A 14,692-nucleotide genomic window follows, 5' to 3' on the forward strand; every position below is an offset into this window, starting at 1 on the left:
GATGATGCACAAAAAACTCACTATGCTGATTAGCGCGAGTGTATTGTGTGGCGTGTTAGCGGCAGGTTCGCCTGTCGCAAGCGCACAAGACATCAATTACAACTTGCCTTCAGCGGAAACCATCGCACAGCGCAAAGAAAACCGTCAGAACGTTACGGTTTCTGAGCGGGTGGGTCGTCGCATCATGAATGCGTATGAGCTCTACAGCGAAGAAGACGACATCAAAGGCGCTATTGAGGTACTTGAAGATATCGAACCAAGCGAAGCTTTTGACCGGGCTTACGTGGATCGGTTCCTGGGTAACCTTTACGCCGGCGACAACCGTCTTGAGGAAGCTTATCAGCGTATTACGCGTGCAACCGACGCAGATATTCTGGGTTGGTCTGATCAGGCGTCTTCTCTTAAACTAGCAGCCGATTTGAGTCTGCAGTTAGAGAAGTATCGTGATGCTGTCGAGTACTACGGTAAATGGTTGCAGTTTACTGGTGAAGCAAATCCGGAAGTCTTTTTGCGAATTGCGAACGCTTATTATGAGCTGAAAGAATTCGACAAAATTATCCGTCCGGCTGATTTAGCGATTCAGTATTACGAAGAGCCAAACAAAAACGCTTATGTATTGAAGGTTGCTTCTTACTATGAACGTAAGATGTATTCTGACGCGATTGACGTGTTAGAAGCTGGCCTTGCGGTGATTCCTGGCGAAAAAACCTGGTGGAATCAGTTAGGTATGATCTACATGTTAGAAGAGCGTATTGATAAAGCTCTGCAAACATTAGAAATTGCTTACCTGGCCGGTTATTTTGACAAGGAAAGCCAATACAAAGCATTAGTACAACTGTATGGCAACAACGGCATTCCTTATGATTCAGCACGTCTGATGATGAAGCACCTGAATGCCGGTGACATTGAGAAGACTGCCCGTAACTATTACAGTGCGGCAAACAACTTCGAGATGGCGCGTGAATATTCACGGGCAGCAGAAGTGTACGGCTTGGCAGCTGAGTTAGCTGAAGAGCGTCAGGATCGCGCGAACTACTATCGTAAGAAAGGCACCGCACACCTGCGCGCCGAAGAATACGATGATGCGGCAGACGCTTATTTGCAAGCTCTCAACGCAGGTCATGACCAACCGGGTCCGATCTACATGTCGTTGGCAGAGGCTTACTTCTATCAGAACAAATTCAGTGATGCACTGGAGTATGTTCAGGAAGCCCAGGAATATGACGACCAACGCCGCAATGCGCGTAGCTGGGAATCGTACATCCGTAGCAAAGCAAGTAATTTAGGTGTTTCTCTGTAAGCATTTAAATTCGATAGCGAAAAAAAGTTGTAAAGCCCCGCCTCAAAAGCGGGGTTTTTTTTTGGAAAACAGCTATAGTTAACAGATGTCATAACGACATTTAGCAAAAAGAGGATGACAGAATGAGCAACATGAAAAAGTCAGTAGCGGTAACCGTCGGTGCATTATTGGCGGGCGGCCTTTCCGTTCAAGCTGCCGCGAATCCTTTTAGTTACTCTGACCTGGGTTCTGGCTATCAGCAGGAACAAAGCAAAGAGCAAGAAGCCAAGTGTGGTGAAGGAAAATGCGGTGAAAAACGCAAAGAAGAAATGAAAGAGAAAGCCAAAGAAGGCAAGTGTGGCGAAGGTAAATGCGGTGAAGGTAAGTGCGGCGAAGACAAGAAAGCCGACAAGAAAGAGCACGCTCACGATAAAGCCAAGGAAAAAGCCAAAGAAGGTAAATGTGGCGAAGGCAAATGTGGTGAAGGGAAGTGCGGCGGACAGTAGGATTAGGTTTACGCCGCGAATTTCTCGCTGACGTTCTGGAACAAGCTCCTAGTGTAGGTTTCTGGGAGCTTGCGCCGGAGAACTGGTTTCCCCGTGGCAGTGATGCCTACCGCACCCTTGATCAGGTGCGAGAACAGGCGCCGTTGACCAGTCATGGTCTGTCGTTATCCATCGGCAGTCCCGATCCCCTTGATGTAGCCTTCGTTCGCAAGGTCAAAGCATTTCTTGACCGCTTTGAAATCGACGTCTACAGCGAGCACTTAAGTTATTGTTCGGCAGCGGGGCAGTTATACGATTTGCTGCCGATTCCGTTCACGTCAGAAGCAGTTGACCATGTCGTCGAGCGCGTGCGGCAGGTGCAGGACATCATCGAGCGCCCGCTGGTACTCGAGAACGTTTCCTATTACGCCAGCTTCGCCAATGAGCTCAGTGAGCTCGAGTTTATCAATACGGTTCTTCGTCAAGCCGATTGCAAGCTATTGCTTGACGTTAATAACGTCTTTGTTAACAGCGTGAATCATGGCTATGACCCTTATCAGTTTATCGCCGGCTTGCCCAGTGAACGCATTGTCTATGGCCATATCGCCGGGCATAGCGAAGAATACGATGACTTATTTGTCGATACGCACGGTGCTGATGTTAAGCCGGAAGTCTGGCAACTACTCAAATTTGCTTATGAACAGCACGGCGTTTTTGCAACCGTACTAGAGCGTGATTTTAATATTCCCCCGTTGCCGCAACTGGTGCAGGAGATGGGGCGCATTGAGACCATTCAACAAGGTGTTGTAGCAGGCAGTGAGCGACAACTTCAAACAGATACAGTTTAAGCTGGCACAGTGGTTGCGTGACGATAACGCCACTGCTGATTTTCCGCAGGTGGAGTCGCGCCGACTGGCCATTTACCGCCGGCTGATACGTAATAATATTTCGCAGTTTCTAAGTAACGGCTTCCCGGTGGTACAAGCGACCTTAGGTGCCGAACGCTGGCAGGCGTTGGTTGCCGGGTTTATAGCCACCCATGCTTCAAAATCGCCGTTGTTTTCTGATATCGGTAGTGAGTTTGTTGACTTTCTGGCTGGTGTCGACCTGGCGCAACGTGATTTGCCAGCATGGTTGTTTGAGCTTGCGCATTACGAGCGTATTGAAGTTGAGGTCAAATTTGCTCACTTTGATGAAACGCTTGCCGCAGTCGAAACGCTTAACGACGACACGGTTCTTTATCTCAATTCCACGGCGATGATAGGCGTGTATCAGTACCCGGTTGCGAAAATTGACAAGGATCATCAACCCGACGCAGCTCTCGATGAACCTTACATTGTTCTGGTCTACCAACTACCGGACACCGGTACGGTTAAATTTTTGCAATTAAATCCACTGACAGCTCATACGCTTAGCTTGCTGCAAGCACAGCCACGAAACTTCACTGCGTTGTGTGAAGCGCTGCTAATGCAGTTCCCGGAGCAGGATCCGCAGCAACTTGCGGCAGGGCTGTTCAGGCTGGTTGACGACTTTTGCGAGCGCTTTGTGTTGTTCATGAAGCCTTAATCAAGTATGATCCGCCCCGAAAAATTTAGCTGCTGTTGTGAGGAATCCCGATATGGCTACCAATGAAAACTTTCGTGACCCATCATGCAAACCATGGGTGGGTTGGCTCGCAGTACTGGTCGTGGTTGGCATTCCTTGCCTGCCAGCAATATTACAGTGGTATAAACACCTGTCTGCGTAAACCTTTTACCTAAAAGGCACCTTATGTCTCGCAAACTTTTGCTGGTGGAAGATAAGCCGGCAACCCGTGACCAACTTCTTGCTATTCTTGCCGAGACCCCATTTGTGGTCAGCTATGCGCAGGATGGTCTGGAAGGACTTAATAAAGCAAAGGCAGAAGTCTTTGATGTGATCCTTGCGGATCACAAAATGCCTTTGCTCGACGGTATGAACCTGTTACGGAACCTGCGGAGTTTAGCAAGCTATAAGCAAACGCCTCTACTGCTGATGTCCACCCAGGACATCAAGCACATAGAAGACAGCGCACGACGCTCCGGCGCCGACTTATGCCTGGCCAAGCCAATTGAGAAGCAACGTTTGCTTGGGCTCCTTGCTGACCTCTGGCAAACCATGCACCCGCAGACGCAGCGCAACCAAAGCTCGGAAGCTTCATGAGAGAACGTATCCGTAGCGTGATCCGCGCCGTTCCCGATTATCCCAAGCCGGGTATTGTATTTCGTGATATCACGCCGTTACTGGCCGATGGCGATGCCTTTGCCGAAGCTATTAACAGCTTTGTCGAGCGCTATCGCAACGCCGGCCTGACTAAAATTGTCGGCATTGAGGCGCGTGGCTTCATTTTTGGTACTGCTTTAGCCTATGCACTGGGGATTGGGTTTGTGCCGCTGCGCAAGCCGGGCAAACTGCCAGCGAAGACTCTGCAACAGCGTTACTCACTGGAATACGGTGAAGATGCGCTGGAAATTCACACCGACGCGCTTGGCGCGCACGACCACGTATTAATTATCGATGATCTGCTGGCCACCGGTGGTACCGTATTGGCCGCGGTTGATTTGGTTAAGCAAACCGGCGCCAGTCTTCAGGAATGCGCCTTTGTCATCAGCCTGGACCAGTTGCCGGGCGTTGATCGCCTGCAACAAGCCGCTATTCCATACTATACCCTGTGCCGATTTTGAGGTAACGTAATGGCATCTGACATGTCATCGATTACCGAGTTCGACAAGGAAAGCTAGTATGAGTTATCAGGTGCTCGCCCGGAAATGGCGCCCGCATACCTTTACCGACGTTGTCGGACAGCAGCACGTACTCAAGCCACTAATGAACGCGCTGGCGTCCGGCCGGCTGCATCATGCCTGGTTGCTGACCGGAACCCGCGGCGTAGGTAAAACGACCATTGCGCGAATTCTGGCCAAAAGCCTCAACTGTGAACAAGGTATAACGCCACAGCCATGTGGCCAGTGCAGCGCCTGTCAGGCTATTGAGCAAGGGCGTTTTGTTGATTTGCTGGAAATTGATGCTGCCTCGCGCACCAAGGTCGAAGACACCCGCGAACTGCTTGATAACGTGCAGTACAAGCCAACTCAGGGACGCTATAAAGTCTATCTGATTGATGAAGTTCATATGTTGTCGCGCCACAGTTTCAACGCCTTGTTGAAAACGCTGGAAGAGCCACCGGAACATGTGAAATTTTTACTGGCAACGACCGATCCGCAGAAACTTCCGATCACGGTCTTATCGCGCTGCTTACAATTTAATTTAAAGGCGCTCGATCGGCAGGAAATCGCTGATCATCTTGCCTACGTGTTACAGCAAGAAGGCATCACCTTTGAAGAGCCCGCCTTAGTTGCGCTCGCCCGCGCGGCACGCGGCAGTATGCGTGATGCCTTAAGCCTGACTGACCAGGCCATCGCTCAGGGCGAGCAGCAGGTCACAATGGCCGGTGTACAGCAGATGTTGGGCGCAGTACCCAGCTTTGAGCTCGCAATCTTGCTGGAGCAGGTGCTGAGCGGCCAGGGCGCAGAATTACTGAATACGCTGGGGCGGATTGCCGGTCAGGTGCCGGATTTAAGTAATCTGCTGAGCGAAATGCAAAATTACGTACACCAGCTGGCCCTTTACCAGGCCGTACCTGAAGTTGCCGAAACCTTAGGTCTGGCGGTGGAAGATCAGCATCTGGCGCAACAATTACCGGCAGAACTCATTCAGGTGTATTACGACATTCTGGTGCAGGGGCGACGTGATTTAAACTATGCTGCCGATGTCCGCAGTGGCGTGGAAATGACTTTATTGCGCATGATGGCGTTCCGCCCGCAGAAGCTGGAATTAATGGAGCGCAGTCCTGCCGATACCACGCAGATCGCCAAAGTAGCAAAAACCGTCTCTGCTACGGAGTCAAAGCCGGCGCCAGAAGAAGTGCCTGAGCCGGCACCAACGCCGGAGTCAGCAATGATGACGGCGCCCGAGCCAGCGCCACAAGCTGCCCCGGAACCAGAGCCTGAACCAGAGCCGGACACCGGTGAAGACAGCTTGTCAGCGCTGTTAGAAACCCGGGCCATGCTGCAGCAAAAAAAAAATCCTGAAAAGTTAAGCAGTAGTGAAACTACTTCGGCAACGGCTGATGATGTTGCCGTGCAGGAGCGTCCGTTAGCGGCGCAGCCAGAATCGCAGCCAGAATCGCAACCAGAGTCGCTACCACAGGCGAAAATGGTGAGCGATAACGAAGCTCTGGAAATTTCTGAATCAACTCGCAGCGCCGCTGAAGTCGATCGCTGGGCCGCCATTATCGATAACCTTGAGTTGGACGGACTGGCGCGGCAGTTAGCTCGTAACAGCGTGTTGCAAAAAGATGAGCAGGGCTACCAGTTGTATGTGCGGGAAGACTGGCAACACCTGATGAGTGACGGTGCAACCGAGGCGATTCGTCAGGCTTTAACCGACAGTCTGGACATGAGCTTAGTGGCGATTACCTTGGAAAATACGTCACAGCCCACACCTTTTGAGATACAGCAGACCATTGACGCAAAACGCCTGGCACAGGCAAAGCAAAATCTCGCTGACGATGCTTTGGCGCAGCAATTAACTGAACATTTTGGTGCCCGGTTAATAGAAGACTCGGTACAACCGCTTTAAGAAACGAAAGATAACGAGGTAATTATGTTTAAAGGTGGATTGGGTAATATGATGAAGCAGGCGCAGCAAATGCAGGAGCGCATGCAACAGGCCCAGGACGAAATCGCGAAACTGGAAGTGACTGGTGAAGCGGGTGCAGGTATGGTCAAAGTGACCATGCTGGGTAATCACAATGTGCGTCGCGTGCATATCGATCCAAGCCTGATGGAAGACGACGATCAGGAAATGCTCGAAGATCTGATTGCCGCCGCGATTAACGATGCCGTGCGCCGGGTTGAACAGACGACCAAAGAGCGTATGGCAGAAGTGACAGGTGGTATGAACTTACCACCAGGTATGAAACTACCTTTCTAAGGCGCTGAGCAATGCGTTTAAGTCCGGCGATCAGCGAGCTTATCCGAGCGTTACGTACCTTGCCTGGGGTGGGTCCGAAGTCTGCCCAACGTATGGCGTTTCAGATCCTGGAGCGTCAGCGTGAGGGTGGCTTGCAGCTCTCACAGGCACTGGCGGATGCGATTGCGCGCGTCGGGCATTGCGATGTTTGTCGTACCCTGACCGAGCAGGCTGTCTGCGAGTTATGCCAGGACGAGGCTCGCCGTGGCAGCGGCTTGCTGTGCATTGTTGAGACTCCTGCCGACGTATTAGCGATTGAGCAGACCGGACAGTATCAGGGCTGCTACTTTGTGCTGATGGGACATTTGTCACCACTCGATGGCATTGGTCCTGAGGATATCGGGCTGGATAAACTGGCTGAGCGCATTAGCACCGAGGCCATCAGCGAGATTATTCTGGCCACCAACCCGACGATTGAGGGTGAAGCCACGGCGCACTATATTGCCGAGCTGGCCCGACAGCATGACATTGCCACGTCGCGCATCGCGCACGGCGTGCCAGTTGGTGGCGAGCTGGAATATGTTGACCAGGCGACGCTGGGCCATGCCTTTAGCGGTCGCAAACGGGTACAATTCGATTAAATTCCTCCCTTGAAAAGCTACCAGACGTCCCCATCTCTGCACTAGTGTTCATAACATTAGTGCAGGAGAAACCACTATGGCGGAGACCCGTCAAGCAGAAACGCATGGATTTCAGACCGAAGTGAAGCAACTGCTTCATCTGATGATCCATTCGCTTTACTCAAACAAGGAAATCTTCTTACGTGAGCTCGTCTCAAACGCCTCTGATGCGGCGGATAAGCTGCGTTTTAAGGCGTTGAGCAATAGTGACCTGCTCGCCGACGATGCCGAGTTGCGGGTACGTGTCAGCGCGGACAAAGACGCGGGCACCATTACCATCAGCGATAACGGTATCGGTATGACCCGTGACGAAGTCATGAGCAATCTCGGTACCATCGCCAAGTCGGGAACAGCAGAATTTTTCAGTCAGCTCTCCGGTGATCAAGCCAAAGACAGCCGCCTGATCGGCCAGTTCGGGGTGGGTTTCTATTCCGCCTTTATCGTTGCCGACAGCGTCACCGTACGTACTCGCGCCGCTGGTGCCGACAAGGCAGACGCTATCGAATGGCAGTCGAAAGGTGAAGGCGAGTTTGACATCCGCGCTATCGAAAAAGCGCAGCGGGGCACCGACATCATCTTGCATGTGCGTGAAGATGCCAGTGAATTCCTTGATGAGCACCGTCTGCGCGGCATTATTACCAAGTACTCTGATCATCTGAATATTCCGGTCGAAATGCCAGAGCGCGACGACGACGGTAAGCTCAAAGAATGGCAGGCAGTGAATTCAGGTCAGGCGTTGTGGACGCGTGAGAAGAGCGAGATCAGCGACGACGAATACAAAGAGTTCTATAAAACTATCGCGCACGATTTTGAAGATCCGCTGTTGTGGAGCCACAACAAGGTGGAAGGTACACAGGAATACACCAGCCTGTTGTACATTCCGAAGCGCGCGCCATGGGATTTATGGAACCGTGATCAACAGCACGGTATTAAGTTATACGTAAAACGCGTCTTTATTATGGATGACGCGCAACAGCTGATGCCGACCTATCTGCGCTTTGTCCGTGGTTTGATGGATTCCAACGATTTACCACTGAACGTGTCACGGGAAATTTTACAGGACAACAAAATTACCCGCGCCATGCGTAGTGGCAGCACCAAGAAAGTGCTCAGTATGTTGAGTAAATTGGCGAAAGATGATCCTGAGCAGTATCAGGAATTCTGGAATACTTTCGGTACCGTGCTCAAAGAAGGTCCGGCGGAAGATCAGGCGAATCAGGAGAAAATTGCCGGCCTGCTGCGCTTTGCGTCAACCCATGAAGATAAAGCTGAAGCGACGGTAAGCCTGGATGCCTACATTGAGCGTATGGCTGAGAAACAGGAGACCATCTATTATATTGTCGCGGACAGCTATGAAGCAGCGCGGGATAACCCGGCATTGGAAATCTTCCGCAAGAAGGGCATCGAAGTACTGTTATTGTCTGAGCGCATTGATGAGTGGCTAATGAGCCATCTGAGCGAGTACAAGGACAAGTCGTTCAAAAGCGTGACCCGTGGTGATCTCGACCTGGGTGAGCTTGACGACGCTGAAGACAAAAAACAGCACGAAGAGCTGGAAAAGGCCTTTGCCAGTGAAGTCGAGCGGTTTGAGAAAGCACTGGGTGAAAAAGTGAAGTCAGTACGTGTTACACACCGTCTGACGCATTCACCGGCTTGTATTGTGACCGATGAGCATGACATGAGCACGCAAATGGCGAAGCTGATGGAAGCTGCGGGACAAAAAGTGCCGGAAACCAAGTACATTTTCGAAATTAACCCTGAGCATGCGTTGGTGAAACAAGTGGTCGAGCTGGACAATGACGACAAGTTTGCCGAGTGGGCGCAGTTGCTACTGGATCAGGCCACCCTTGCGGAACGCGGCAACCTGAAAGATCCGGCACAATTCGTCACACGTCTGAACCGCCTGATGATGGAGCTTAGCGCGGGTAAGTTGAGTTAAGCGAGCCGTCAACGTGGTAATAAGCAAGTTGGGCATTGTCGACGAAAGTCGGCAATGCTCGGACTTGTAAAGCACGCCGCTAGGCGGTAAAGTTCGAGCTTAATTCAACGCAAACCAATACAATTAGGAAAGAGGGTTGTAAATGCGCATTATCCTGTTGGGCGCACCAGGCGCCGGGAAAGGTACTCAGGCGCAGTTCTTGATGAAAACCTTTGGGATTCCACAAATCTCAACAGGTGACATGTTACGAGCTGCGATCAAGGCCGGTACTGAATTAGGACAGCAAGCGAAAGCCGTCATGGATGCTGGCAAGCTGGTTTCTGATGATATTATGATCGGTCTTGTTAAAGAGCGAATCGCGCAACCTGATTGCCAGAATGGTTTCCTGCTGGATGGATTCCCGCGTACGATCCCACAAGCAGATGCCATGCAGGATGCTGAAATTTATGTCGACGTAGTACTCGAATTCGCAGTGCCGGACGACGTTATCGTGAAGCGTATGGGAGGCCGTCGCGTGCATCCCGACTCAGGTCGTGTTTACCATGTTGAGCACAACCCGCCGAAACAGCCGGGTAAAGACGATGTCACGGGCGAAGATCTGATCATTCGCGACGATGATAAAGAAGAGACCGTGCGCAAGCGCCTGGCAATTTATCATGAACAAACCGAGCCATTAGTTGAGTATTATCGTAAACTAGCTGAACAGGGCAATACGGTGTTCCATAAAGTAGACGGAACACGCGACGTTGAAACCATCAGCAAAGAGTTAGGCGAACTCCTCGGCTAACCAGCGCTGTACATGAAACGTATTTTTGAAAAGCCCACCTTGAGTGGGCTTTTTTGTAGTCGACCAAAAGGAGAATAACAATGGCTGTCGAATTACAAATCAGCATGATCTACGCCGGGCTGCTTGCCTTACTTTATTTTGCGTTATCTGTAGCTGTCATCCGCTTGCGCTGGCGCGATCGGGTCGGTATTGGCACCGGCCAGTCGAAAGATCTTGAGGTTGCGACCCGCATTCACGCCAATTTCGCCGAATATGTTCCGCTGTTATTGCTGTTACTTGTACTAATGGAATTAAGCGGGGCCAGTGCGACGCTGCTACATGGCCTCGGCGGGCTGCTATTTATTGCGCGGATCTGTCACGCGCTGGGGCTGCGCATGAGTATTGGTCCGTCGTGGGCGCGCACCGTTGGCGTGCTGGGCACCTTTATCGTGTTATTAGTTGAAGCAGGCTATATGCTCGGTTACGCCGTTGGGTTGGGACTATGACCACAGATTTACCTCAAGGCTTTCATCGCTTTGGTCAGGAGGGCGCACCCCCCGTGGTGTTACTGCATAGCTCGCAAAGTAATACCGGCCAGTGGCGCGAGCTGATTGGTCGCCTACAGGACGGTTACGATATTATTGGTGTCGACTTGCTGGGCTACGGCAAAGCTCCACCCGCGCCGGATGCGCCCGTTGAAGGCTTTCGCTTTAGCGATGAAGTACCGCGCGTGGTCGCAGGCGTGCAGCAACTCGTTGGTGAGCAGCCGATGATTCTGGTTGGCCACTCGTACGGCGGGGCACTGGCACTTAAGCTCACGCTAGAGCGCTTGCTGCCGGTGCAGGCACTGGCAGTGTTTGAGCCGGTCGCCTTTCATGTACTGAATGACAACGAGCCGGCGCGGCAGGAAATCGAATCCATCGCTATGCAGATGGATGAGAATGCGCCGCTGAAAAGCACCGCGACCTTTGTTGATTACTGGAACCATCCGGGCTTTTTTGCGGCGTTGCCGGACAAGCTGCAGCAACTGATGGCGAAGCAAGCGGGCAAGGTGGCGATGGATTTTGCCGCACTGATGGGCGAGCCGCACAAGCTGGTGGATTATCGCCGGATTGACGTGCCGGTGTTGTTACTCACCGGACGGCATACCCAGCAAAGCGCCAGACGAGTCGCTGAGCAGTTGCACCAGGTATTGCCCAAGGTGGGTGTGAAAGAACTTGATTGTGGCCATATGGGACCACTGACGCATCCTCAGCTGGTAAATCCCCATCTGGTTAGCTTTCTTGCGCGGCAAACGGAGCAGATGGATGCCTGATTATCCGTCGCCGCGACAGGAATTTGCTCTGTTTCGCCACGAGCCCGAGCTGGTCTACCTTGATAGCGCGGCCAGTTGTCAGGTGCCTGACGAGGTGTTGTCTGCTTATCTGAATTACTATCAGCATGGCCACGCTAACGCGCATCGCGGCAGTTACCCTCTGGCACAGCAGGCAACCGCGGCGTTGGAAAACGCGCGCGCCTCGCTGGCGACCTTTATCGGTGCTACTAGCTCACAGATTGCTTTTACCCCGGGCGCAACCTATAGCATTAACCTTCTGGCGAACGGACTGGAGCTGGACTGGCAGGCGGGTGATGAAATTGTCGTCTCGCGCGCGGAACATCATGCCAACTTTTTACCCTGGCAGCGCCTGGCACAGCGCTACGGTCTGCGCCTGCGCTGGCTCGATCTGGACCCGCGTAGTGGCGTGCTGACGGAAAACTGGCGCGAGGTCATTACCCCGTCCTGTAAGCTGGTCGCGATAACGCTGGCAAGTAACGTTACCGGTCAGATACTGCCGGTGGCTGAAATCGCCCGGCATGCCCGGCCATTTGGTGCCGTAACTGTGGTGGATGCGGCGCAGGCGGTGGGCAGTGTGCCACTGGATGTGGTAGCACTGCAGTGCGACGCCTTAACCTTTTCTGCGCACAAAATGTACAGTGTCACTGGCTGTGGCGTATTGTATGTAAGCGATGCGCTGCAAGCGCGCTTGCAGCCACTGGTGGTGGGCGGCGGAATGGTGACCCGCGTTGAGGAGCACAGTGCCGAGTGGGTGAGTGGTGTGCACGCGCTGGAGGCAGGCACGCCGAATACTGCCGCCATTATTGCCGGTGCGACAGCAGCGCAATGGCTTCGCGCGCAACGTGAACGTGGCCTGACCGGCTACTTGCAGCAGCTAACGCAGCAATTGCGTGAGCAACTGCAACAGCGCAATTGGCTGCAGTTACTACCTTACCAGGGCGATGCCTTGCCACTGATTAGCTTTTACGCGCCCAATATTCATGCCTTTGACCTGGCCAGTTTTTTAGCCGAACACGCTATTGCGGTGCGCGCTGGCAGTCATTGCGCGCAACCACTTTTACGTTATTGGCAGCACGAGGCGGTGGTCAGAGTATCACTTGCGGCCTATAATACCGCCGCCGACTGCGAGCGCCTGTGCGCCGCACTAGATGAAGCCTGTCAGCTGTTCGCTGAATCCGACTAAGAGACAACTGCATGAGCCTTACCGCGCCACTGCCTCGCCCCGATCACTGGTGGCAGGAGTCGAAAAAGCTTGCCCGTTTAACCGGCCCGATCCTCATCGCGCAACTGACCCAAATGCTGATGGGCGTGGTCGATACGGTCATGGCCGGGCGTGTCAGTGCGACGGACCTGGCGGCGGTATCTGTCGGCAGCAGTATCTGGTTTCCGTCGATACTCCTGGTCTTTGGCATGGGGCTGGCGCTGGCGCCGATTATTTCCCATTTTGACGGCGCTAATAAGCGCCACAAAGTGGCAAATATGGTGCAGCAGGGCTTTTACGCGGCGCTAATCGGTAGCCTGTTGTGTGTTGCAGTTATTTTCTGCGCGCCTCTGATCCTCAATGCCATGGACGTCGAAGATACCTTCCGCACCATTACCCTTGATTACCTGTCTTATTTGATCTGGGCCGTGCCGGCGCTGGTCATTTACATGGTCTTGCGCAATTTCTGTGAAGGCTTATCGCATACCGTACCCTCGCTGGTCATCGGGGTGATCGGCCTGTTGGTGAATATTCCCGCCAACTATATTTTAATTTATGGAAAGTTTGGTCTGCCCGCCATGGGCGGTGCCGGCTGTGGCCTGGCAACGGCCATTGTGCTGTGGGTCATGGCCTTAGGGCTGTTGCTTTATGTGCTGTGGGCCAAACGTTTTCAGGCGATTGGCGTATTCCAGCGTTGGTATAAACCTGACTGGGACGATGTCTGGTACATTGTGCGGCTGGGTTTTCCTATTGCCACGGCGATGTTCTTTGAGGTCAGTCTGTTTGCCGCTGCCGCATTGGTGATTGCACCCTTAGGCGCTACCGTGGTTGCCAGTCATCAGATTGCGCTGAATATTTCCTCGCTGGTGTACATGGTGCCCTTAAGTTTGTCGATGGCTGTAACCTTGCGAGTTGGTTTCGCGTTGGGCGCGGGCAACCCGGCCAATGCCATGCTCAGCCATAAGCTGGCGACCGTCTATGGCATGACCTTTGCGGCCGTGAACGGTCTCATTATGTGGCTCGGAGGGGCCTGGCTGGCGAGTTTGTATACCCCGAATCAGGCGGTGATCCAACTGGCCGCCACTCTGATGGGGTTAGCGGCAATATTTACGCTGTCCGATACTTTCCAGGCGGTCGCGATGGGAACCCTGAGGGGTTATAAAGACACCAAAGCGGTGATGCTGATCACCTTTGTCTCGTACTGGCCCTTTGGCCTGACCATAGGTATTTTACTGTCGCGGACAGATATACTCGGTCCGGCCATGGGCGCGGCCGGTATGTGGATCGGTTTTATTATTGGTCTCACTATTGCCGCGGTCTTATTAACCTGGCGCTTAAAGCACGTCAGCGAGCGCTATGCCCGCAACCTGCCGACCGCGGTGGCGGAGGATGCCGATTAACGGCGGCGTTGCGCGAGTACCTGTAACACATCTGCCAGTTCGTGGCCTTCACTGTGCAGCACCACCAGTAAGTGGTACAGCAGATCGGCACTTTCGTTCAGTAGCTCGTCATGGTCGCCGGTGGCGGCCGCGAGCGCCACTTCAACACCTTCTTCACCCACTTTCTGCGCGGCGCGCTTGGTTCCCGCCGCCAGCAATTGCTCGGTGTAGCTTTTGCTGTCAGCGTTGGCGACACGCTGTTGTACTACGCGCATCAGTTGGCTGAGTGTTGGCTGCTCGCTGAAACCAGCGCTACTGAAGCAGCTTTCGCTGCCCAGATGGCAGGTCGGTCCGGCCGGAACTGCAAGCACCAACAAGCTGTCGGCGTCACAGTCGCTATGCATGCTCACTAGGCGCAACGTATTGCCGGATGACTCGCCTTTACACCACAAGCGTTGTTTGCTGCGGCTGTAGAAGGTGACCAGCTGTTGCCCCAGGGTTTGGTGCAGCGCATCAGTGTTCATATAGCCTTGCATTAGTACGGTACCGGTATAGGCATGCTGTACTATGGCCGGCAACAGATTGTCCTGTTTGGCAAAGTCCAGTTGTTGATAGTTTTCTAAGGTTACTTGCATAAC

Annotated in this window: 17 protein-coding genes; 16 read left to right on the top strand and 1 reads right to left on the bottom strand. The window is 53.0% G+C overall.

Annotated elements, in window-relative coordinates:
* Window position 1 precedes the first annotated feature (1 nt).
* From CWI71_RS08785 to CWI71_RS08855, 16 genes are all read left to right on the top strand, one after another.
* The gene (locus CWI71_RS08785) at window positions 2-1,300 is read left to right on the top strand and encodes a tetratricopeptide repeat protein (RefSeq protein ID WP_241967671.1); all 1,299 of its coding nucleotides are present in this window, start codon (window positions 2-4) and stop codon (window positions 1,298-1,300) included.
* Window positions 1,301-1,422: 122 nt separating this feature from the next.
* Window positions 1,423-1,785, top strand: coding sequence for an HvfA family oxazolone/thioamide-modified RiPP metallophore (locus CWI71_RS08790; RefSeq protein ID WP_126754890.1), 363 nt, complete (start codon window positions 1,423-1,425; stop codon window positions 1,783-1,785).
* Complete coding sequence (locus tag CWI71_RS08795; RefSeq protein WP_126754891.1) at window positions 1,770-2,612, top strand: HvfB family MNIO-type RiPP peptide maturase; 843 nt, start codon at window positions 1,770-1,772, stop codon at window positions 2,610-2,612. Before CWI71_RS08790 ends, CWI71_RS08795 begins: the two co-directional genes overlap by 16 nt.
* On the top strand, window positions 2,581-3,330 hold the full coding sequence (locus CWI71_RS08800; RefSeq protein ID WP_126754892.1) for an HvfC family RiPP maturation protein: 750 nt from the start codon (window positions 2,581-2,583) through the stop codon (window positions 3,328-3,330). The genes CWI71_RS08795 and CWI71_RS08800 overlap by 32 nt, the downstream gene beginning before the upstream one ends.
* Before the next feature lie 52 nt (window positions 3,331-3,382).
* Window positions 3,383-3,511 carry a hypothetical protein gene (locus CWI71_RS12150; RefSeq protein ID WP_275069845.1) on the top strand — a complete coding sequence of 43 codons (129 nt, stop codon included), beginning with the start codon at window positions 3,383-3,385 and terminating at the stop codon, window positions 3,509-3,511.
* A 23-nt stretch (window positions 3,512-3,534) separates the two neighbouring features.
* On the top strand, window positions 3,535-3,945 hold the full coding sequence (locus tag CWI71_RS08805) for a response regulator (protein ID WP_126754893.1): 411 nt from the start codon (window positions 3,535-3,537) through the stop codon (window positions 3,943-3,945).
* Window positions 3,942-4,466 (top strand): adenine phosphoribosyltransferase, encoded by a 525-nt coding sequence (locus CWI71_RS08810; protein WP_126754894.1) that lies wholly within the window; start codon window positions 3,942-3,944, stop codon window positions 4,464-4,466. The genes CWI71_RS08805 and CWI71_RS08810 overlap by 4 nt, the downstream gene beginning before the upstream one ends.
* 58 nt (window positions 4,467-4,524) lie before the next feature.
* Window positions 4,525-6,420: a DNA polymerase III subunit gamma/tau gene (gene dnaX / locus CWI71_RS08815; RefSeq protein WP_126754895.1), complete on the top strand. Its 1,896-nt coding sequence runs from the start codon at window positions 4,525-4,527 to the stop codon at window positions 6,418-6,420.
* A gap of 24 nt (window positions 6,421-6,444) precedes the next feature.
* Window positions 6,445-6,774 carry a YbaB/EbfC family nucleoid-associated protein gene (locus tag CWI71_RS08820; RefSeq protein WP_126754896.1) on the top strand — a complete coding sequence of 110 codons (330 nt, stop codon included), beginning with the start codon at window positions 6,445-6,447 and terminating at the stop codon, window positions 6,772-6,774.
* Window positions 6,775-6,785: 11 nt separating this feature from the next.
* Entirely contained in the window at window positions 6,786-7,394 is a 609-nt protein-coding gene (gene recR, locus CWI71_RS08825) for a recombination mediator RecR (protein WP_126754897.1), read from the top strand.
* Window positions 7,395-7,470: 76 nt separating this feature from the next.
* Entirely contained in the window at window positions 7,471-9,372 is a 1,902-nt protein-coding gene (htpG, locus tag CWI71_RS08830) for a molecular chaperone HtpG (protein ID WP_126754898.1), read from the top strand.
* A 142-nt stretch (window positions 9,373-9,514) separates the two neighbouring features.
* Window positions 9,515-10,159: an adenylate kinase gene (gene adk / locus CWI71_RS08835; RefSeq protein ID WP_126754899.1), complete on the top strand. Its 645-nt coding sequence runs from the start codon at window positions 9,515-9,517 to the stop codon at window positions 10,157-10,159.
* A gap of 80 nt (window positions 10,160-10,239) precedes the next feature.
* Entirely contained in the window at window positions 10,240-10,644 is a 405-nt protein-coding gene (locus tag CWI71_RS08840; RefSeq protein ID WP_126754900.1) for an MAPEG family protein, read from the top strand.
* Window positions 10,641-11,453 carry an alpha/beta fold hydrolase gene (locus CWI71_RS08845; RefSeq protein ID WP_126754901.1) on the top strand — a complete coding sequence of 271 codons (813 nt, stop codon included), beginning with the start codon at window positions 10,641-10,643 and terminating at the stop codon, window positions 11,451-11,453. Before CWI71_RS08840 ends, CWI71_RS08845 begins: the two co-directional genes overlap by 4 nt.
* Window positions 11,446-12,657, top strand: a complete 1,212-nt coding sequence (locus CWI71_RS08850; protein WP_126754902.1) for an aminotransferase class V-fold PLP-dependent enzyme — start codon at window positions 11,446-11,448, stop codon at window positions 12,655-12,657. The genes CWI71_RS08845 and CWI71_RS08850 overlap by 8 nt, the downstream gene beginning before the upstream one ends.
* A gap of 11 nt (window positions 12,658-12,668) precedes the next feature.
* Window positions 12,669-14,075: an MATE family efflux transporter gene (locus CWI71_RS08855; protein WP_126754903.1), complete on the top strand. Its 1,407-nt coding sequence runs from the start codon at window positions 12,669-12,671 to the stop codon at window positions 14,073-14,075.
* On the opposite strand, the gene hisIE is transcribed toward CWI71_RS08855, so the two are convergent.
* Window positions 14,072-14,689, bottom strand: a complete 618-nt coding sequence (gene hisIE / locus CWI71_RS08860; protein WP_126754904.1) for a bifunctional phosphoribosyl-AMP cyclohydrolase/phosphoribosyl-ATP diphosphatase HisIE — start codon at window positions 14,687-14,689, stop codon at window positions 14,072-14,074. The genes CWI71_RS08855 and hisIE overlap by 4 nt on opposite strands.
* Between the last annotated feature and the right edge of the window lie 3 nt (window positions 14,690-14,692).

Origin of the sequence: Pseudidiomarina insulisalsae (assembly GCF_003987065.1) — a bacterium.
GTDB lineage: Bacteria > Pseudomonadota > Gammaproteobacteria > Enterobacterales > Alteromonadaceae > Pseudidiomarina > Pseudidiomarina insulisalsae.